Below are 20,199 nucleotides of genomic sequence, written 5' to 3'. Positions count from 1 at the left end.
CGTGACCCCGCTACCCGATTTCGACGAGCAGATCGCCCGGGGTGACCTGGGTGACCTGGCCGATGGCGACGCGGACGACCTTGCCGCCGACGGGCGCAGTGATGGTGGCTTCCATCTTCATCGCCTCGATGGTGCCGATGGCAGCGCCGGCGGCGACCTCGTCGCCGACGTCCACACTCAGCGACACGACTCCGGCGAACGGTGCGCCGATGTGGTGCGGATTGCCGCGATCGGCCTTCTCGGCCGCGGCGACCTCGGCATCGACGGAACGGTCACGCACCTGCACCGGACGTAGTTGTCCGTTGAGGATGCACATGACGGTGCGCATGCCCTTCTCGTCGGGTTCGCTGATCGCTTCGAGCCCGATCAGCAAGTCGACACCGGGTTCGAGCTCGACGCGGTGTTCCTCGCCGTAACGCAGCCCGTAGAAGAACTGGTTCGCCGACAGCCGGGAGGTGTCGCCGTAGGTCTCCTGGTGGTCGTCGAATTCCTTGGTGGGGCCGGGGAACAGCAACCGGTTGAGAGTGTGCTGGCGTTTCTGGCCGGGGGTGTCGAGCGCCTGCGAATCGTCGTCGGACAACTCGGCGGTGGCCGCCGCCTCGGCGCGGCCCTCCAACGCCAGTGAGCGTAGCGGTTCGGGCCAGCCGCCAGCGGGATCGCCGAGTTCGCCACGCAGGAAACCGATCACCGAGTCGGGGATGTCGTAGCCCTGCGGGTTGGCGGCGAACTCGTCGGCGGTGATGCCGCGGCCGACCAACGCCAACGCGAGATCGCCGACGACCTTCGACGACGGGGTCACCTTGATCACTCGACCCAGCATGCGGTCGGCGGCGGCGTAGGCCTCTTCAACGGCCTCGAACCGGTTGCCCAGTCCGAGGGCGATGGCCTGCTGTCGCAGGTTCGACAACTGCCCACCGGGGATCTCGTGGGTGTAGACCCGTCCGGTCGGCGCGGGCAGTCCGGACTCGAACGGCGCGTACACCTTGCGTAGCGCCTCCCAGTACGGCTCGAGGTCGCAGACGGCCTGCAGATCGAGGCCGGTGTCACGCTCGGAATGAGCAGCGGCGGCCACGATCGCCGACAACGCCGGCTGGCTGGTGGTACCGGCCAACGCCGCACTGGCGCCGTCCACGGCCGACGCCCCGGCCTCCCACGCCGCCAGATAGGTGGCGAGCTGCCCGCCGGGGGTGTCGTGAGTGTGCACATGCACCGGCAGATCGAAGTTGCTGCGCAATGCCGACACCAGCTTCGTCGCCGCCGGCGCCCGCAACAGCCCGGCCATGTCCTTGATCGCCAACACGTGCGCGCCGGCATCGACGATCTGTTCGGCCAACCGCAGGTAGTAGTCGAGGGTGTAGAGGTCCTCGTTCGGGTTGGCCAGGTCACCGGTGTAGGACATGGCGACCTCGGCGACCGCCGTGCCGGTCTCGCGTACCGCGTCGATGGCCGGACGCATCTGCTCGATGTTGTTGAGCGCGTCGAAGATCCGGAAGATGTCGATACCGGTTGCGGTGGCCTCGGCGACGAACGCGGTGGTCACCTTGGTCGGGTACGGGGTGTAGCCGACGGTGTTGGCGCCCCGCAGCAACACCTGCAAACAGATGTTGGGTACCGCTTCACGCAACTGCGCCAACCGATCCCACGGGTCTTCCTTCAGGAACCGCAACGCCACGTCGTAGGTGGCCCCACCCCAGCATTCCAGCGACAACAACTGGGGGGTCATCGCCGCCACATAGGGCGCCACCGCCATCAACCCGGTCGTACGGACCCGGGTGGCCAGCAACGACTGATGAGCGTCCCGGAAAGTGGTGTCGGTGACGGCAAGTCGTTTCGAATCCCGTAGATCCGCGGCAAACCCGGCCGGCCCCAACTCCAACAACCGCTGACGCGAACCGTCCGGCGGTGAGGCGAGGGTGGCGCGATCCAGCGTGGGCAGCTTGTCACGCGGATACACCTTCGTCGGACGTTCGCCGTGCGGCTTGTTGACCGTCACATCGGCCAGATACGACAGGATCTTGGTGCCGCGGTCGGCCGAGCTGCGCGAGGTCAGCAGCCACGGACGGTCCTCGATGAACGACGTCGTCACCCGGCCCTCGCGGAAGTCGACATCATCGAGCACCGCCTGCAGGAACGGGATGTTGGTGGCCACTCCACGAATCCGGAACTCGGCCACCGCACGCCGCGCACGGCGCGCCGCGGTCGCGAAATCCCGACCGCGACACGTGAGTTTCACCAGCATCGAGTCGAAGTGGCCGGTCACCTCGGCACCGAGCACCGCACCGCCGTCCAGACGCACCCCGGCACCACCCGGACTGCGGTAGGCGGTGATGCGTCCGACGTCGGGCCGGAACCCGTTGGCCGGGTCCTCGGTGGTGATCCGGCACTGCATCGCCGCACCCCGAATCGCCAGAGTGTCCTGCGACAATCCGAGATCGTCCAGCGATTCACCCGACGCGATGCGCAGCTGTGAGCCCACCAGGTCCACATCGGTGATCTCCTCGGTCACCGTGTGCTCGACCTGGATGCGCGGATTCATCTCGATGAACACATGCTGACCGTTTTCGTCGAGCAGAAACTCGACCGTCCCGGCGCACGTGTAGCCGATGTGGCGGGCGAACGCGACCGCGTCCGAGCAGATCTTCTCGCGCAACTCCGGTGACAGGTTCGGCGCCGGCGCCAACTCGATCACCTTCTGATGACGACGCTGCACCGAACAATCCCGCTCGAACAGATGGATCACATTGCCGTGGGTATCGGCCAGGATCTGCACCTCGATATGGCGCGGATTGACCACCGCCTGCTCCAGGAACACCGTCGGATCCCCGAATGCCGCCTCCGCCTCCCGCGAGGCCGCCGCGATCGCATCGGCCAGATCCGCGATCTTCTCCACCCGACGCATACCCCGGCCACCACCACCGGCCACCGCCTTGACGAACACCGGGAACTGCATCGACTCGGCAGCCGCGAGCAACTCCGCCACATCGGCCGACGGCTCCGACGACGCCAACACCGGCAACCCCGCCGCCTTCGCCGCAGCCACCGCCGTCGCCTTGTTACCCGTCAGCTCCAACACATCCGCCGACGGACCCACGAACGTGATCCCCGCATCCGCACACGCCTGGGCCAAACCCTGATTCTCCGACAAGAACCCGTAACCCGGATAGATCGCATCCGCGCCACACCGCTCGGCCGCCGCGATCACCTCATCGACCGACAGATACGCGCGCACCGGATGACCCGGAGTACCGATCTGATACGACTCATCGGCCTTGAGCCGATGCACCGAATTCCGGTCCTCATACGGGAAGATCGCCACCGTACGGGCGCCGAGCTCATACGACGCTCGGAAGGCGCGGATGGCGATTTCTCCGCGGTTGGCCACCAGGACTTTCTCGAACACGCGTCTCTCTCTCGTCAGTGCGACGGAGCGCTCCCGCGACGACGATGTCGGGGGCGCACCGGTACCGCATTCAATCCACGCTGGGTGTCTCAGAGTACTGCGCGCGTGTTCTACGGCCGACGGCGCCCGAGGCAAACGCTCAAGACTACGCCTGAGACGCCGCGTTCTCACAATCATGCCGTTGACCTGTGCGTTTCCGGAAACATCACCGAGCAATCGCTCGGTATGGCAGCCCGGTTGCCGCATTCACGCAGACCGCTGGGAAGGTGGCGCAACATCGGTTCCGACGACACTGGAAGCGACGACCGAACGAAATATGGACCCACCTTCGGTGGGTCCGCCGATCCGGACCAAGCACCCACTCGATAGCGTGGACGCTCGGAGGTGTGTGGGCATTGAGTGCGATCAAGAGGCCGGTGGACGAGGACTCTGGCGCGCTCGTACCCGACCGCCACCCGCGCCTTGCTGTCACGATCCTGTGCGCCGCGGGCATCGTCGTCGCCCTGATGCAGACGATCATCGTGCCACTGATCCCGCAGCTGCCGACACTGCTGAATGCCGATCCCGGTGACACGACCTGGGCGCTGACCATCACCCTGCTGGCCGGTGCGGTAATCACGCCGATCGGCGGACGCCTGGGAGACATGTACGGCAAACGTCTGATGCTGGTGGCAAGCATGGGCTGTGTGGCCACCGGTTCGGCCGTGTGCGCACTGTCGGCGTCATTGCCCCCGTTCCTGGTCGGTCGCGCACTGCAGGGCCTCGGGTTCGGCACGATCGCCCTGGGCATCAGCGTCATGCGCGACATCGTCCCGCCGCGGCATCTCGGGTCGTCGGTGGGCACGATGAGCGCATCGCTGGGGATCGGCGGCGCCCTCGGCCTGCCCTTCGCGGCCGCGATCGCCCAGCACGTCAGCTGGCACGCACTGTTCTGGGCGTGCGCGGCCGCCGCGCTACTCGGCGCCGCCGGGATCGCGCTCACCGTTCCGGAGAGCCTGTCGCGCACCGGCGGCCGCTTCGACCTGCTCGGCGCCCTCGGCCTGGCCGCGATGCTGGTCTTCCTGCTGCTCCCCCTCTCGAAGGGATCGGAGTGGGGATGGTCGGCGCCGCTGACCATCGGCATGTTCGCGGCGTTCGTCGTGGTGGCCGTGGTCTGGTGGTTCGTGGAGCGGCGCGGCGCCAACCCGCTCATCGATCTCGATGTCGCGACCGAACGGCCGGTGATGTTGACCAACATCGCATCGGTCGCCACCGGATTCGCCTTCTACTCGATGCAGCTGATCCCGATCCAACTCCTGATGGCACCGACGACCGGCCCCAATGGACTGGGTCTGGACATGTTCACCGCCAGCCTCGTACTGGCCCCCAGCGGAATCCTGATGTTCATCTTCTCCCACGTCTCCGCCCGACTGACCGCAGCATTCGGCCCACGGGTGTCGCTGGCCACCGGCGGCGCCGTCATCGCCGCCGGCTACGTGGTGTTCATCGTGGCGCTGACCGGCCCGTGGGCGATGAATTGGGGCGTCATGCTCGGCGTCGCCTGCCTCATCGGTGCCGGCCTGGGCGTTGCCTATTCCGCGATGCCGGCGCTGATCATGAGTTCGGTGCGCGTGGAACAGACCGGCGAGGCCAACGGCGTCAACGCGCTGATGCGGGTGGTCGGCACATCCACGTCAGCGGCGGTCGTGGGCATGATCCTCACATGGTCGATGATCTCGGTGCCCGCCGCCGATGGCACCGGAGTCGGTGTACCCACCGAATCGGGGTACCTGTGGGCGTCGGCGATCTCGCTGGGCGCGTGCGTGCTCGCCATCGTGCTGGCGCTCGCGATTCCACCCCGGAGGCCGATCTCAGTGCAGGACGTCTGACCAGTGACCGACCACCGAAACGAATTCGTAACGCGATCGTCGTAGCGTGACGCGGGTGTCCTCCAATGGGTCGTCATCCGATGCAGATTCCGTGCCGTCGGTGACCGTGATCGACAACGCCTTCGTGGTGACCGTGGACCCGCAGCGCCGAGAACTCGCCGACGCCTGCGTGGTTATCGAGGGGACGCGGATCGTCTCCGTCGGCGCTCCGCCGGCGCAGCTGCCCGCCGACGCGATCAGGGTGGACGGGCGCGGGTGCGTGCTCACCCCCGGGCTGGTCAACACCCACCACCACCTATACCAGTGGGTCACCCGCGGTCTCGCCGCCGACCACACGCTGTTCCAATGGCTCACCACGCTGTACCCGATCTGGGCCGGCATCGACGAGGCGGCGGTGCGCACCGCCGCCCTCGGTGGTCTCGCCCAACTGGCACTGTCCGGCTGCACCACCACCACCGACCACCACTACGTCTTCCCGGCCGAGGGCGGCGATCTACTGGGTGCCGAGATCGACGCCGCAACCACAGTCGGGCTGCGTTTCCACCCGACCCGCGGCTCGATGGACCTCTCGGAAAAGGACGGCGGTCTACCGCCGGACTCGGTGGTGCAGAGCATCGACGAAATCCTTACGGCCAGTTCGGACGCGGTGTCGCGCTGGCACGACCCCGCCGACGACTCGATGCTGCGCATCGCCCTGGCACCGTGTTCACCGTTCTCCGTCACCACTGATCTCCTGCGTGAATCCGCAACGCTGGCACGCGAACTCGACGTACGCATGCACACCCATCTGGCCGAATCGCTGGACGAGAACACCTACTGCCAGCAGCACTTCGGCTCCACCCCACTGCAATACATGGAGTCGGTCGGCTGGGTGGGCCACGACGTGTGGTTCGCCCACGGCATCGAGTTCGACGACGACGAGATCGGCCGGCTCGCCGCAACGTCCACCGGAGTGGCCCACTGCCCCACTTCCAACGCCCGGCTGGGCAACCGGATCTGCCGTACCCGCGATCTCGTCGACGCGGGTGTCCCCGTAGGACTCGGCGTGGACGGTGCGGCGTCCAACGAGTCGTGCCGGCTGCTCGAGGAAGCTTACCAGGCGGTGCTGATGGCCCGTGCCCGTGGTGGACCCACCGCCCTGACCACGCGCACCGCCATCGAGTTGGCCACGATCGGCGGCGCTCAGGTGCTCGGCCGCGCCGCCGACACCGGGTCGATCGAGGTGGGCAAACTCGCCGACCTGGTGCTGTGGGATCTGACGTCGGTGGCACACAGTGGAATCGACGACCCGGTCGCGGCGCTCGTGCTCGGCGCGATCCCGCCGATTGCCGCGAGCTGGGTGAACGGGCGACAGGTGGTCGAGCACAACATGTTACGGACCGTCGATGCCGAACGCATCGCCGCCGACGTGGTGCGCGAACATCGCCGATTGATCGAGAAGGCCGGGTGATGGACCTCAACACCATCGACCGCTACCGCTACGCACGTACCCGCGAGGATCTGCGGCTCGGCCCGGGCGAGCGCGTGGTGGCCGGCGGCACCTGGTTCTTCTCCGAACCGCAGGTCGACGCCGACGGCATCGTGGACCTCACCACCATGGGTTGGCCGGCATTCGAGGATCTTCCCGATGACGGGCTGCGGATCGGCGCCACCTGCCCCATCGTCGAGATCACCAGGTTGCCCGCTCGATCGGCCTGGCGTGCGCAACCACTGTTCTCCGAGTGCGCCAACGCGCTCCTGGCCTCGTTCAAGATCTGGAATGTCGCGACCGTCGGCGGCAACATCTGTCGGTCGTTCGCCGCGGCCTCGATGGTCTCGCTGGCAGCGGGCCTCGATGCCACGGCCGTCATCTGGTGCCCCGACGGCAGCGAACGTCGCACCCCGGTGGCGGAGTTGATCACCGGCAACGGCACAAACTCACTCGGCGACGCAGAGATACTGCGCGCCATCGACATACCCGGCACCTCGATGCAATCGGTCACCGCGTTCCGCAAGATCGCGCTGGCCGAACTCGGCCGGTCGGGTGCGGTGGTGACCGGCCGTCGCGACGAGGACGGCACACTGATCCTGGTCGTCACCGCCGCCACCCTGCGCCCACATGTGATGCGTTTCGACGCGATCCCCACCATCGACGAACTCCACGACCGGGTCGTGGCTGCCGACGACTTCTACACCGACCCTCTCGGATCGGCGGATTGGCGACGCGCCACCTCGGCAGTGCTCGCCGAAGAGATCCGCGCCGAACTCGCCGGTGGGGTGACGGCATGAAGTTCTCCGTCAACGGCGACATGCACGACGCCACTCCGCGTCCGGGCCAGTGCCTGCGCACGCTCCTGCGCGACAACGCCCACTTCGAGGTGAAGAAGGGCTGCGATGCCGGCGACTGCGGCGCGTGTTCGGTGCTGGTCGACGACACCCCGGTGCACTCGTGCATCTACCCGGCGCAACGCGTCGAGGGACACACGGTGACGACCGTCACCGGGCTCGGTACCCCGGACGACCTCCATCCAGTGCAGCAGTCGTTCGTCGACAATTTCGGTTTCCAGTGTGGATTCTGCACCGCCGGCATGATCGTCACCGCGTCCACACTCGAGGCCGCCGATCTCGATGATCTGCCCCGGAAGATGAAGGGAAACATCTGTCGCTGTACCGGTTACCGTTCGATCCGCGACGCGATCACCGCGGCCGTGGCCCCGGCCGATGATCTCCGGAACCCCACCGACCCGTCCCCAGAGGCGGCTGAGGCGTGCATCGGCCGGTCGGTATCGCCACCGGCGGCCCGTCGCGTGGTCACCGGCACCGAACCGTACACGTTCGACGTCACCGTCGAGGGCCTCACCCATCTGCGTGTGCTGGGGTCACCGCACGCGCATGCGCGCATCGTGTCCATCGACACCACCGCCGCCGAGCGGGTGGACGGTGTCACGCTGATACTGACCCATGACAATGTCCCGCAGACAAGGTTTTCCACCGCTCGTCACGAGCATCGCGAGGACGACCCCGACGACACGATGATGTTGGACCCCGTCGTCCGGTTCGTCGGTCAACGGGTCGCGGCGGTCGTGGCCGAGACCGCAGCCGCGGCCGAGCGGGCCTGCCGACTCATCGAGGTCTCCTACGAGATCCTGCCGGCGGTCTTCGACCCCGGCGAAGCGCGTCGACCGGGCGCCCCGGCCATCCACCCGGACCGCACCGCGCTGGATCGGGTCAATCACGCCGATCGCAACGTGATCGCCGACTTCCACCACGGTTTCGGAGGGGACATCGATGCGGCACTGGCCGATTCGGCGGTCACGGTCTCGGGGACCTGGTCCACCGCCCGGGTCTCCCACGCTCAGCTCGAGACACACGGCAGCATCGGTTGGCTCGACGACGACGGTCGGCTGGTCATCCGGACCAGCACCCAGGTGCCGTTCCTGGTCCGCGACGAACTCGCGCACATCCTCGATCTCGCGCCGGAGCGGATCCGCGTCTTCAGCGCCCGCGTCGGCGGCGGATTCGGCGGCAAACAGGAACTGCTGACCGAGGACCTGGTGGCGTTGGCGGTGCTACGGACGGGCCGTCCGTGTGCCTATGAGATGAGCCGCAGCGACGAGATGACGCGCACCACCTATCGCCATCCGTTCCGGGTCGCCGTGGATCTCGGCGCCGACACCGACGGCGTGTTGACCGCACTGAAGATCGACGTGCTGTCGGACACCGGCGCCTACGGCAACCACGCGATCGGCGTGATGTTCCACGCCTGCGCCGAGTCGATCTCGGTGTACAACTGTCCGATCAAACGGGTCGACGCGGAGGTCGTCTACACGAACAATCCGCCGTCCGGCGCCTTCCGCGGTTACGGTCTGGGGCAGGTCATCTTCGCGATCGAGTCCGCGCTCGACGAGCTGGCCATCGAACTCGGCATCGACCCGTTCGACATCCGACGAATCAATGCAGTCCGCGACGGCGACCCGCTGCTGGCCGCCCACGCCGAGCCCGAACCCGATCTCGTCTACGGCAGCTATGGCCTCGACCAGTGCCTCGACCTGGCGCAGGCGGCACTCGATCGCGGCAACGGCGTCGAGCCGCCGGCCGGTCCGCACTGGCGGGTAGGTGAGGGAATGGCGCTCGCGGCTATCGCCACCATGGCCCCACGCGGGCACATCTCCCGAGTGCAGGTGGCCGTCGACCGGCACGGCGACTATCACGTCGGCATCGGGACGGCCGAATTCGGCAACGGCACCACCACGGTGCACACCCAGATCGTGGCCGCCACCCTGCAGACCGTCCCCGAGCGGATTCGGTTGCGACACGGCGACACCGACGCCGCCGACTACGACACCGGAGCTTTCGCCTCCGCCGGCACGACGGTGGCCGGCAAAGCACTGCACCGGGCGTGTACCAGTCTGCGGGAGAACCTGATCGGCGCTGCCGCCACCGTGGCCGACGCCGAACCCGACCGCGTGGTGCTCACCTCCGACGGCGCGCTGGTGGGTGACCGGATGGTCTCGTTCGACGAGATGATCGATGTCCTCGATCCGGCCGCGGACCAGGTGACCGCCGACGGCGAGGAGACCGGGGACGTACGGTCGATTGCCTTCAACGTTCAGGCTTTTCGGGTCGCCGTCGATGTCCGGACCGGGGTGGTGCGCATCCTGCAGTCGATCCAGTCGGCCGACGCCGGTACGGTGATGAACCCGCAACAGTGTCGCGGGCAGGTCGAGGGCGGCGTGGCCCAAGCCATCGGATCGACGCTCTACGAGGAGATCATGCTCGCCGACGGGGTCCCGCTGACGGGTGTGTTCCGCACCTATCGGGTGCCGCAGATGGCCGATGTGCCGGTCACCGAGGTGTACTTCGCCGAGACGTCCGACGAGTTGGGTCCGTTCGGGGCGAAGTCGATGAGCGAGTCCCCGTACAACCCGGTTGCCCCGGCTATGGCCAATGCGATCCGACGTGCGATCGGTGTGCGGCCCTGCGAACAGCCGATGTCACGCGACCGGGTGTGGCGCCTGATCGACCGTGAGGTGGGTGGCACTGGTCGGCACGCGTAGCGGCGAGGACGGCACCACGCGTAAACGGGTGTCGAGAACCCGCAAGAACATCGTCGGCAACCTCGCGCTGTTCGGGCCGGCGTTCGTCGCCGCGATCGCCTACGTCGATCCCGGCAACGTCGCGGCCAACATCACCGCGGGCGCCCGCTACGGTTTCCTGCTGGTCTGGGTTCTGGTGCTGGCGAACGTGATTGCCATGCTGATCCAGTATCAGTCGGCAAAGCTCGGCATCGTCACCGGCAAGAGCCTGCCCGGGCTGCTGGGTGACCGTCTGAGCACCCGTCCGCGACTGGCGTTCTGGGTTCAGGCAGAAGTGGTGGCCATCGCCACCGACCTGGCCGAGGTGCTCGGTGGCGCCGTCGCCCTCCAGCTGTTGTTCGATCTGCCGCTGGTGCTGGGCGGGGTGATCGTGGGCGCGGTCTCGTTGACCGTGCTGCTCCTACAGAATCCGCGGCAGGAACGCACATTCGAGAAGGTGATACTCGGCCTGTTGGCAATCATTGTGATCGGTTTCCTGGCCGGACTGGTGGTCGATCCACCGCCGGCAAACGAGGTACTCGGTGGGCTCGTCCCGCGGCTGGACGGACCGGAGACCGTGCTGCTGGCAGCCGGTATGTTGGGTGCGACCGTAATGCCACACGCCATCTACGTGCACTCGGCGATGGTCATCGACCGACACGGGGTCACCCGGTCGGCGACGCGCCAACGACAACTGGTGCGGGTCACGCGCTGGGATGTCGTGGTGGCACTGATCGTCGCCGGCGCGGTCAACGTCGCACTGCTGTTGCTGGCCGCACAGAACCTGCGCGGCAAGGAAGGTACCGACACCATCGAGGGCGCCTACGACGCGGTCGCCGACGCCCTCGGATCTCCGATGGCAACCGCCTTCGCCATCGGACTACTGGCCAGTGGACTGGCGTCGACCTCCGTCGGATCGTCTGCCGGCGCGGCGATCATGGGCGGCCTACTGCACAGAGACATCCCACTGTTCATCCGGCGGGTGATCACGGTCATCCCGGCCCTGGTGGTACTGGCTCTCGGCGTCGACCCCACCTGGGCGCTGGTCATCAGTCAGGTGGTGCTGAGTTTCGGCATCCCGTTCGCGGTGATCCCGCTGGGCCGGTTCACCGCTGACCGGTCGTTGATGGGCGAGTTCGCCGACGGATGGCCCCTGCGGCTGACCGCGGGCATCGCGTCGGTGCTGATCGTGCTCCTCAACCTGACGTTGATCGGTTTGGTGGTGACGGGTGCCTGATCAGCCCCTCAGCAACCCCTTGGCCACATGCGTCACCTGGATCTCGTTGCTGCCCGCGTAGATCATCAGCGACTTCGCATCGCGCGCGAGCTGCTCGACCCGGTACTCGGCCATGTAGCCGTTGCCGCCGAACAGCTGTACGGCCTCCATCGCGACGTCGGTCGCCGCCTTCGAGGAGTACAGCTTCATCGCCGAGGCCTCGGCGAGGCTCAGTGGCTTGCCGGCCTGACCGCGTTCGATCGCGCTGAACAACATGTTCTGCACGTTGATCCGGGCCACCTCCATCTCGGCGAGCTTGAGCTGAATGAGCTGGAACTGGCCGATCTCCTGGCCCCAGAGCTTGCGGGTCTTGGCGTAGTCGATGGACAGACGTTGCGCCTCGTTGATGATGCCCAACGAGAGCGCGGCGATGCCGACGCGCTCGGCGGTGAATCCTGCCTTGGCGCCCTCACCGCCGCGGGTGTCGGCGCCGGTGTCCTCGGTTTCGCCGAGCAGACGATCCTTACCCAAGCGCACATTGTCGAAAAACAGTTCACCGGTCGGCGAACTCGTCATACCCATCTTCTTGAACGGCTTGCCCTGGGTGAGACCGGGCATGCCCTTGTCGAGGACGAACGAGAGCACTTTGCGATCGCGCATCGGGGTGTCGCTGCCGTCGTCGAGTTTGGCGAACACGACGATGGTGTCGGCGTAGGGACCGTTGGTGATGAACGTCTTCTGCCCGTTGAGCAGGTAGTCGTCACCGTCGCGGCGAACCGTGGTCTTCATGCCGCCCAGCGCATCCGACCCGGAATCGGGTTCGGTGATCGCCCACGCGCCCACCTTCTCCATCGTGACGAGTTCGGGCAGCCACCGCTTCTTCTGCGCCAGTGTTCCCTTGCCGCGGATCGTCGAGGCGGTCAGCCCCATACTGACGCCCATCGAACCGACCAGTCCGAGGCACACCCCGGCCAGCTCGATGTTGACGATCATGAACATCGACCCGGACATGCCACCGCCGCCACCGCCGCCCGACGGCTTCTCACCGGCCGCCTCTGCCGCGAGCTCCTTCTCCAACGCGTCCTTGGCCATCGCGTCGACACCGAAGGTCGCCAGCAGCTTGCGAGTGATGTCATACGGCGGCAGAACACCGGTCTCGAGTTCGTCGATGTGCGGCTTGATCTCCTTGTCGATGAACGCGCGCAACGCATCCCGCACCATCAGGTCTTCTTCGGACCACTCGAACATCGTCACAACTCCCCACCGCCGCGCCCGCCAGTACGGGCTGAACATGTTCCACTTTCCTGCCAGGTTACTGTGTCAGGCGTCACCCGGGTTGTAAAGGTACGGATTCCGAAATTCGTGTCTTGGGTCCGCTGTCCCGGCCGTCCGAGGCGAGAGTTGTCAGCGGTGATAGATCGTCGCCGGTCGGATCTCGACGCCGAAGAACTCCTCGGGGTCGGTACACAGCAGTGCCTGTGCAACCGGCATCGAGACGACGCACACGTCGGTATCGGCGCCATCGGTGACATACCACCGGTGGATCCGCTCCACGAACCGTGCGACGCTCTCCCCACCATGCGGGCGGGCGACCGGATCGGTGAACCAGGCGGCCAAGTCATCCGGGGTGATCTCGGTCGGCATCCGCCCCGTCCACCGACCGACATCAAGGGATCGGAGAGCTGGTGTCGTCACGGGTTGGATCTGCAACACGTCAGACGACTCGACCACCGCACGCTCGGGACCACCGGCAACACGGCCGGTGCCGATGGTCGCGGTGACCTCCGCGCGGAGTCCGGCCACGTCGCGTCGTCCACGATCGTCCAGAGATGCATCACCGCCGAACCGCACCGATCTGTTGGGGCCGGTGCGGCCGGCGGTGACGATCAGCATCGTCAGGCGTCGACCTGCGCGACGTGGGCGTCGGGGGATTCGTCGGAACCCGATCGCATGAGACGTCCGAGGAGTAGCGCGAAGAGGACGGTCAACACGGTCCACATGATCAGTTGATCGGCAATCGCATACACCCGGTAGTCGCCGATGACATCACCCGGGAAACCGGGGAACGCGATCTGCCCGGTGGCGTCGGACAGCGGGCCGGGCACCTCGTGGAACTCCGGGAGCAGCATGATCGTGACAGAGACCGCGACGAGATACGCGAGAGCCCCGAGCACGCCCGCGACGAGCCCGCCGAGCCGTGGCCGCAGCCACAACGCCAGGACCACCGCGACAACTGCGAACACCACCGACAAAATGGTGATCGTCAGGAATGCCGCGCTGCGTGCACCGATCGTGTCGTCGTCGCCCACCGCCGGCGGGTTGGCCGGATAGGCGAAGAACGGCACGGCGAACACCGCGACGAACCCGATCGCGCCCAGCGCCACGGCGGCCATCCGCGGGTCCGTGGCCGGGTGACGACGGCCGAGGTAGGCCCACAGCACGGTGAACGCGACCGCGAAGAACGCGCCCATGCAGACCGCGAACACAATGGTTCCGATCCCGGCACCCACGTTCTCCTGGATCGAGCGCGAGAAGATCTCGCCGTGCTCGTGGCCACCGTGCTCACCGGCGAGCATTTCCTCGGCGTGGGAGCGTCCCTCTTCGTAGTCGATCGCCTCGACCACCAGGGGTTCGATGAACAGCCGCGCGAAGATGAACGCGACGATGCCGGCGACCAGGCCCGAGAGCAGGCCTGCGCCGATGAATTTCTTCTCCATGTTCGGTTGTCTCCTACCAGTGGCGATCAGTGGCAAGGGAAACCGAGGAAGTGCCTGGCGTCGTGCACGAATTCGTGCACGTGGGTGTCGGAACCGAAGACGCTCACCGCGCCCTGGTCGTACCCGAGGAAGTAATAGGCCAGCCCGGCGAGCAGCACGGTGAGGCTGAGCCACAGCGCCACGCTGGCCGCGGAGACATTGGGTACCGCAAGGCTCGGCGCGGCCACTGCGCGGGCCGATGATGAGTGCGTGGAGGCGGTCATGGTGGTCCTTTCTGGGATTGCGCGTCCCATCCGTTGGCGAACACACACCAGGCGGCATTCTGGCTCTCCCGCCGCCGATGGCCTCGGTGGCCGTACTGCGACGGGATCACAGCGGCGCGACCGCTCCGGACTCTCACCGGATTCCCCGCGCACTGGTGTGTGATGACTGTACTACCGGCGTTGTCGGACGTGTGGTGGATGATGGCAGAGTGCCCCGCAAGACGTCCGTACTCGACCGCTTCACCGCCCCCACCCGGCGGTGGTTCGACGGCGCGTTCGAGGAACCGACCGCGGCGCAGACCGGCGCGTGGGCCTCCATCGCCGACGGAAACAACACCCTGGTCATCGCGCCCACCGGCTCCGGCAAGACACTGTCGGCATTCCTGTGGGCGCTGGATCGCCTCGCCGCCCGACCCGACCGGAAGCGCGGGACACGTGTCGTCTACATCTCCCCACTCAAGGCGCTCGCGGTCGATGTCGAACGCAATCTGCGCGCGCCACTGACCGGCATCACCCGGGCGGCGCAGGAACTCGGTGAGCCCGAACCGGCGATCACCGTCGGGGTGCGCTCGGGCGACACCCCCGCCGCCGAGCGCCGGGCCCTGGTCAAAACTCCGCCGGACATCCTGATCACCACCCCCGAATCGCTCTTTCTGATGCTCACCTCGGCCGCCCGCGAGACACTCACCGACGTCGAGGTGGTGATCGTCGACGAGGTGCACGCCGTCGCGGCCACCAAGCGCGGTACCCATCTCGCGCTCTCCCTCGAGCGGCTCGACGAACTGCTCGACCGGCCGGCGCAGCGCATCGGACTGTCGGCGACGGTCCGTCCACCCGAGGTCGTGGCGGAGTTCCTCAGCGGCAGCGCTCCGTGCACGGTGGTCCGTCCCAAGGCGGCCAAGACCTTCGATCTGCGGGTCGACGTGCCCGTCGAGGACATGGCCAACATCCCGCCACCACCGGACACACCTGCCGGCGAAGACCTCGACGACGCGTTCTCCCCCACCGCCGGGTCGCTGTGGCCCTACGTGGAGTCGTCCATCGTGGACCTCATCGAGAAGAACCGCGCGACCATCGTGTTCGCCAATTCGCGGCGACTGGCCGAGCGGCTCACCGCCCGCCTCAACGAGATCCACGCCGAGCGCACCGGAAATGCGCCGAATCCGTCCGCCAACCCCACCGTCGCCGGCGGTGCTCCCGCGTACATCATGGCCAGCGGCGCCAGCGGTGGCGCCGCCCCGATCCTGGCCCGCGCGCATCACGGTTCGGTCAGCAAGGAACAGCGCGCCGAGATCGAGGACGACCTCAAGGCCGGACGCCTGCCGTGCGTGGTGGCGACCAGCTCGCTGGAACTCGGCATCGACATGGGCGCGGTGGACCTCGTGGTGCAGGTCGAAGCCCCGCCGTCGGTGGCCGGCGGACTCCAGCGCATCGGCCGCGCGGGCCATCAGGTGGGTGAGATCTCGCAGGGGGTGCTCTACCCCAAGCACCGGACCGACCTGATCCATTGCACGGTGACCGTGGAACGGATGCTCGACGGCGCCATCGAGGCACTACGGGTACCGCAGAATCCCCTCGACATCCTCGCCCAGCAGACCATCGCGGCCGCCGCGGTCGACGACCTCGACGTGGACGAGTGGTACGACCTCGTCCGCCGCGCCGCGCCCTACCGCGAGCTCGGCCGCCAGGTGTACGAGGCGACCCTCGACCTGATCTCCGGACGCTTTCCCTCCGACGAGTTCGCCGAACTACGGCCCCGCGTCACCTGGGACCGGGATGCCGGGACACTCGTCGGACGCCGCGGGGCGCAGCGATTGGCGGTCACCTCCGGCGGGTCGATCCCCGATCGCGGACTGTTCGGCGTGTTCATGGTCGGCGAGAAGTCGACCCGCGTCGGCGAACTCGATGAGGAGATGGTCTACGAGTCGCGCGTCGGGGATGTCTTCGCGCTCGGTGCCACGAGTTGGCGCATCGAGGACATCACGCACGACCGGGTGCTGGTGTCACCGGCCTACGGCCAGCCCGGCCGGTTGCCGTTCTGGATCGGCGACACGATCGGTCGCCCCGCCGAACTCGGTGCGGCGATCGGCAAGTTCACCGGGGCGGTGGCCGATCCCGACACATTGGCCGAACACGCGCACCGGCTCGGGCTCACCGACAATGCCCGACAGAACCTCGCCGCCCTCGTCGCCGAACAGCAGGAGGCCACCGGCCACCTGCCCACCGACCGCACATTGGTGGTGGAACGTTTCCGCGACGAACTCGGCGATTGGCGCCTGATTCTGCACTCGCCCTACGGATTGCGCGTGCACGCACCGTGGGCCAGTGCGATCTCGGCACGATTGTTGCAGACACTCGGCCTCGAAGGCGCCACCACGGCCTCCGACGACGGCATCATCGTGCGGCTGCCCGACACCGACGACGACCCGCCGGGCGCGTCGGTCTTCGTCCTCGATCCCGATGAGATCGAGCAGTGGGTCACCGACGCTCTCGCCGACTCGTCGATGTTCGCCTCCCGATTCCGCGAATGTGCAGCGCGTGCCCTGTTGCTACCCAAACGCGACCCCGGCCGTCGCGCCCCACTCTGGCAGCAGCGTCAGCGCAGCGCACAATTGCTCTCCGTCGCTTCACAATTCCCCGACTTCCCGATCATCCTGGAGACGGTGCGAGAGTGTCTGCAGGACGTCTACGACCTTCCTGCGCTCACCGACCTGCTCACCCGAATCCGCCAGCGGCGGGTCCGAGTAGTCGAGACCGAGACCGCAAGCCCCTCCCCGTTCGCCGCATCGATGCTGTTCGGCTACATCGGGGCGTTCCTCTACGCCGACGACGCACCGCTGGCCGAACGCCGGGCCGCCGCGCTCTCGTTGGACACCAGCCTGCTCGCGCAACTGCTCGGCCGCGTCGACTTGCGCGAGCTGCTCGATCCCGGCGTGATCGCCGAGGTGACCGCACGCCTGCAGCGCACCGTTGCCGAGCGTCAGGCCCGAGATGCCGAGGACATCGTCGACCTGTTGCGCTGGCTCGGTCCTCTCGACACCGCTGACGTCGATGCACGCTATCGCGGCGAAACACCCGCGATCGATCAGCTGACCGAGTTGCACCGATCCGGCCAGATCATCTCGATCACCCATCGTGGCCGAGCGCTGTGGGCGTCGATCGACGACACCGCCCGATTGCGTGACGGTCTCGGCGTTCCGGCCCCGCTGGGCATTCCGGCGGCCTTCCTGCAACCGGTGGGTGATCCGGTGGGGGATCTGGTGAGCCGATATGCACGGACGCACGGCCCGTTCACCGTCACCGAGGCCGCCGATGCACTGGGCATGGCGGTCGGGGTCGTCCGCGACACTCTCATCCGGCTGGCCGCCGACCGTCGGGTCATCGAGGGGGATTTTCTCCCTGAGGCCCAGGAGACAGAGCAGGGCACGGAAACCCGGACCGGCGCACCGCACGCGACCCAGTGGTGCCATGCCGATGTGCTCGGTCAGATCCGTCGCGGTTCTCTGGCGGCGAGCCGCGCCGAGGTCGCGCCGGTCGACCACGAGACCCTCACCCGCTTCACCGCGTCCTGGCAGCATGTCACCCCTGAGGAACAACTCCGCGGCGTCGACGGGGTGGCGACGGTGATCGACCAGTTGGCCGGCTACCCGCTGCCCGCCTCGGCGTGGGAATCGGTGGTCCTACCCGCCCGCGTCACCGACTACAGTCCGGCGATGCTCGACGAATTGCTCAGCTCCGGCGAGGTGATCTGGTCCGGGCACGGCCGTATCGGTGGGTCGGACGGCTGGATCGCCCTGCATCCGGTGGATGTCGCACCGCTCACGTTGGCTCCCGCCGACGAGATCGACACCACCGGAGTGCACGACCGACTCACCGCCGCACTGGCCCCCGGCGGCGCGCTACGGTTCGGCAAGCTTGCCGAGTCGGTGTCCTCCGACGGCACCGTGTCCGCCGCCGATATCGAGGCCGCCCTCTGGGATCTGGTGTGGGCAGGTCAGGTCAGCAATGACTCGTTCGCTCCGGTGCGCGCGATGTTGGCACCGCGGCGCACCTCGTCGTCGCCGCGATCGGCACCGGCCCACCGGGCCCGTGGACGCGCGCCGCGACTTCGGGCGCAGCGGCTGTCCACCCGCTATCTCACCGAACACGGTGCCGGCCAGAGTGTCCCGCCCACCGCCGGTGGCCGCTGGGTGGTTCCCGACCGTATCACCACCGACCCGACGGTGGCCACGCAGGCGCTGTGCGATCAGCTGCTCGCGCGCTATGGGGTCATCACGCGCGGAAGTGTCACCAACGAAGACATTGTCGGCGGGTTCTACCGGATCTACAAGGCCCTCACCGTGTTCGAGGACAACGGTCAGGTCCGGCGCGGCTACTTCGTCGACGGCCTGGGTGGTGCGCAGTTCGCTTCGACCGCAACCATCGACGAATTGCGTCGCCACGCCCTCGACGATCGGCGCACCCCACCGGCGATCGTGCTGGCGGCCACAGATCCGGCCAATCCGTTTGGCGCCGCTTTGGGTTGGCCGACGACCCGCGCCGAGGACGGCCGACGCCGCCCGGGTCGCAAACCAGGCGCCATGGTGGTCATGGTGGGCGGCGAACTCGTCGTGTACGTCGAACGAGGCGGCAAGACCCTGCTGACGTTCACCGAATCGCTTCCCGCTCTGCAGACCGCCGCCGGCGCTCTCGCCGAGATCGTCCGCTCGGGCCGCGTGGCTCGGCTCATGATCGATCAGGTCGACTCCGAGCCCGTGCTGACCTCGGATTTCGGCCGAATCCTGATCGAGGCCGGATTCGCCACCACACCGCGCGGTGTTCGCATGCGCTACGGCAGGCATGCCTGAGGGCGACACCGTCTTCGCCGCCGCCGCACGACTGCGGGCGGCGCTCGACGGTCAACGGCTGACGCGGACACAGTTCCGGATACCGTCGCTGGCCACCGCCGACCTGACCGGCCGAACGGTCACCTCGGTCCGATCGGTGGGCAAACATCTCCTCATCGATGTCGGCGGATCCGATGACGACGACTCGGGACTCGCCAGGGTCAGTCTGCATTCGCACCTGAAGATGGAGGGCGCCTGGCATGTCCACCCCATCGGCACGAAATGGCGTCGTCCCGGGTACCAGGCACGGGTCGTGTTACGTACCGCGACGCACGAAGCCGTCGGTTTCGACCTCGGCATCCTGGAGCTCACCGAGACCCCCGATCAGGACCTTGCCTACCTGGGACCGGACTTGCTGAGCGCCGAGTGGGAGCCCACCGAGGCCATCCGCCGCATCGAGGCCCGCGCCGATGAGCCGATCGGAACCGCGCTCCTCGACCAGCGGCTCGTCGCGGGCATCGGCAACGTCTATCGAAGCGAGCTGTGCTTCCTTCGCAGGGTGCTGCCCACCCGACCGGTGCGCGAAGTCGACGTCACGGCCATGGTCGACCTGGCCCGCCGGGTGTTGTGGGCCAACCGGCTGCGGACGGCCCGGACCACGACCGGCCAGACCGCGCCCAATGCACGCATGTGGGTTTACGGTCGGCGCGGCCAACTGTGTCGCAGATGTGGTTCGCCGATCGAGCGAGACCAGCTCGGCTCGATCGGCGAGGATCGCGTGATCTACTTCTGCCGACAGTGTCAGTCATGACGCTTGCCAGACACCGTTCACCGTCCGACAGGAAGTGTTTCGCG

The 20,199-nt window shown here is 67.4% G+C and carries 12 protein-coding genes and 1 riboswitch; of the genes, 7 read left to right on the top strand and 5 right to left on the bottom strand.

Going from position 1 to position 20,199, the window contains the following annotated elements; genetic code table 11:
* Positions 1-10 precede the first annotated feature (10 nt).
* Positions 11-3,400 carry a pyruvate carboxylase gene (locus tag ACIGKQ_RS12610; RefSeq protein ID WP_396573884.1) on the bottom strand — a complete coding sequence of 1,130 codons (3,390 nt, stop codon included), beginning with the start codon at positions 3,398-3,400 and terminating at the stop codon, positions 11-13.
* A gap of 416 nt (positions 3,401-3,816) precedes the next feature.
* Here ACIGKQ_RS12610 and ACIGKQ_RS12605 point away from each other — a divergent pair, with 416 nt between their 5' ends.
* The 5 genes from ACIGKQ_RS12605 to ACIGKQ_RS12585 all read left to right on the top strand — a co-directional run bounded on the left by ACIGKQ_RS12605 (position 3,817) and on the right by ACIGKQ_RS12585 (position 11,559).
* Positions 3,817-5,268 (top strand): MFS transporter, encoded by a 1,452-nt coding sequence (locus ACIGKQ_RS12605; protein ID WP_328714101.1) that lies wholly within the window; start codon positions 3,817-3,819, stop codon positions 5,266-5,268.
* Positions 5,269-5,359: 91 nt separating this feature from the next.
* The gene (locus ACIGKQ_RS12600; RefSeq protein ID WP_287016264.1) at positions 5,360-6,718 is read left to right on the top strand and encodes an 8-oxoguanine deaminase; all 1,359 of its coding nucleotides are present in this window, start codon (positions 5,360-5,362) and stop codon (positions 6,716-6,718) included.
* Entirely contained in the window at positions 6,718-7,536 is an 819-nt protein-coding gene (locus ACIGKQ_RS12595; RefSeq protein WP_235723868.1) for a xanthine dehydrogenase family protein subunit M, read from the top strand. The genes ACIGKQ_RS12600 and ACIGKQ_RS12595 overlap by 1 nt, the downstream gene beginning before the upstream one ends.
* Positions 7,533-10,304, top strand: a complete 2,772-nt coding sequence (locus ACIGKQ_RS12590; RefSeq protein ID WP_287016213.1) for a molybdopterin-dependent oxidoreductase — start codon at positions 7,533-7,535, stop codon at positions 10,302-10,304. The genes ACIGKQ_RS12595 and ACIGKQ_RS12590 overlap by 4 nt, the downstream gene beginning before the upstream one ends.
* Entirely contained in the window at positions 10,282-11,559 is a 1,278-nt protein-coding gene (locus ACIGKQ_RS12585) for an Nramp family divalent metal transporter (RefSeq protein ID WP_266062022.1), read from the top strand. The genes ACIGKQ_RS12590 and ACIGKQ_RS12585 overlap by 23 nt, the downstream gene beginning before the upstream one ends.
* On the opposite strand, the gene ACIGKQ_RS12580 is transcribed toward ACIGKQ_RS12585, so the two are convergent.
* The 4 genes from ACIGKQ_RS12580 to ACIGKQ_RS12565 all read right to left on the bottom strand — a co-directional run bounded on the left by ACIGKQ_RS12580 (position 11,560) and on the right by ACIGKQ_RS12565 (position 14,518).
* Positions 11,560-12,786 carry an acyl-CoA dehydrogenase family protein gene (locus ACIGKQ_RS12580; RefSeq protein WP_235723870.1) on the bottom strand — a complete coding sequence of 409 codons (1,227 nt, stop codon included), beginning with the start codon at positions 12,784-12,786 and terminating at the stop codon, positions 11,560-11,562.
* Between the two features lie 156 nt (positions 12,787-12,942).
* Complete coding sequence (locus ACIGKQ_RS12575) at positions 12,943-13,431, bottom strand: histidine phosphatase family protein (protein WP_266062020.1); 489 nt, start codon at positions 13,429-13,431, stop codon at positions 12,943-12,945.
* Positions 13,432-13,433: 2 nt separating this feature from the next.
* Positions 13,434-14,255 carry a CbtA family protein gene (locus ACIGKQ_RS12570; RefSeq protein WP_328714105.1) on the bottom strand — a complete coding sequence of 274 codons (822 nt, stop codon included), beginning with the start codon at positions 14,253-14,255 and terminating at the stop codon, positions 13,434-13,436.
* Positions 14,256-14,281: 26 nt separating this feature from the next.
* Complete coding sequence (locus ACIGKQ_RS12565) at positions 14,282-14,518, bottom strand: CbtB-domain containing protein (protein ID WP_396573880.1); 237 nt, start codon at positions 14,516-14,518, stop codon at positions 14,282-14,284.
* A 31-nt stretch (positions 14,519-14,549) separates the two neighbouring features.
* Positions 14,550-14,690, bottom strand: a riboswitch (cobalamin riboswitch).
* Positions 14,691-14,727: 37 nt separating this feature from the next.
* Between ACIGKQ_RS12565 and ACIGKQ_RS12560 the strand changes: the two genes are divergently transcribed.
* Together ACIGKQ_RS12560 and ACIGKQ_RS12555 are read left to right on the top strand one after the other, a co-directional pair.
* Positions 14,728-19,365, top strand: a complete 4,638-nt coding sequence (locus tag ACIGKQ_RS12560; RefSeq protein WP_396573878.1) for an ATP-dependent helicase — start codon at positions 14,728-14,730, stop codon at positions 19,363-19,365.
* Positions 19,358-20,155 (top strand): DNA-formamidopyrimidine glycosylase family protein, encoded by a 798-nt coding sequence (locus ACIGKQ_RS12555; protein WP_266062014.1) that lies wholly within the window; start codon positions 19,358-19,360, stop codon positions 20,153-20,155. Before ACIGKQ_RS12560 ends, ACIGKQ_RS12555 begins: the two co-directional genes overlap by 8 nt.
* Positions 20,156-20,199: the final 44 nt, after the last annotated feature.

The sequence above is a fragment of the Gordonia sp. NPDC062954 genome (assembly GCF_044543825.1).
Lineage (GTDB): Bacteria > Actinomycetota > Actinomycetes > Mycobacteriales > Mycobacteriaceae > Gordonia > Gordonia tangerina.
This window is presented reverse-complemented; position numbering and strand designations above follow the sequence as displayed.

Excerpts from the sequence above, each read along its gene's own strand:
- ACIGKQ_RS12595 (WP_235723868.1), top strand. The coding sequence starts at position 6,718 with ATGGACCTCAACACCATCGACCGCTACCGCTACGCACGTACCCGCGAG.
- ACIGKQ_RS12590 (WP_287016213.1), top strand. The coding sequence starts at position 7,533 with ATGAAGTTCTCCGTCAACGGCGACATGCACGACGCCACTCCGCGTCCG.
- ACIGKQ_RS12580 (WP_235723870.1), bottom strand. The coding sequence starts at position 12,786 with ATGTTCGAGTGGTCCGAAGAAGACCTGATGGTGCGGGATGCGTTGCGC.
- ACIGKQ_RS12575 (WP_266062020.1), bottom strand. The coding sequence starts at position 13,431 with ATGCTGATCGTCACCGCCGGCCGCACCGGCCCCAACAGATCGGTGCGG.
- ACIGKQ_RS12570 (WP_328714105.1), bottom strand. The coding sequence starts at position 14,255 with ATGGAGAAGAAATTCATCGGCGCAGGCCTGCTCTCGGGCCTGGTCGCC.
- ACIGKQ_RS12565 (WP_396573880.1), bottom strand. The coding sequence starts at position 14,518 with ATGACCGCCTCCACGCACTCATCATCGGCCCGCGCAGTGGCCGCGCCG.
- ACIGKQ_RS12555 (WP_266062014.1), top strand. The coding sequence starts at position 19,358 with ATGCCTGAGGGCGACACCGTCTTCGCCGCCGCCGCACGACTGCGGGCG.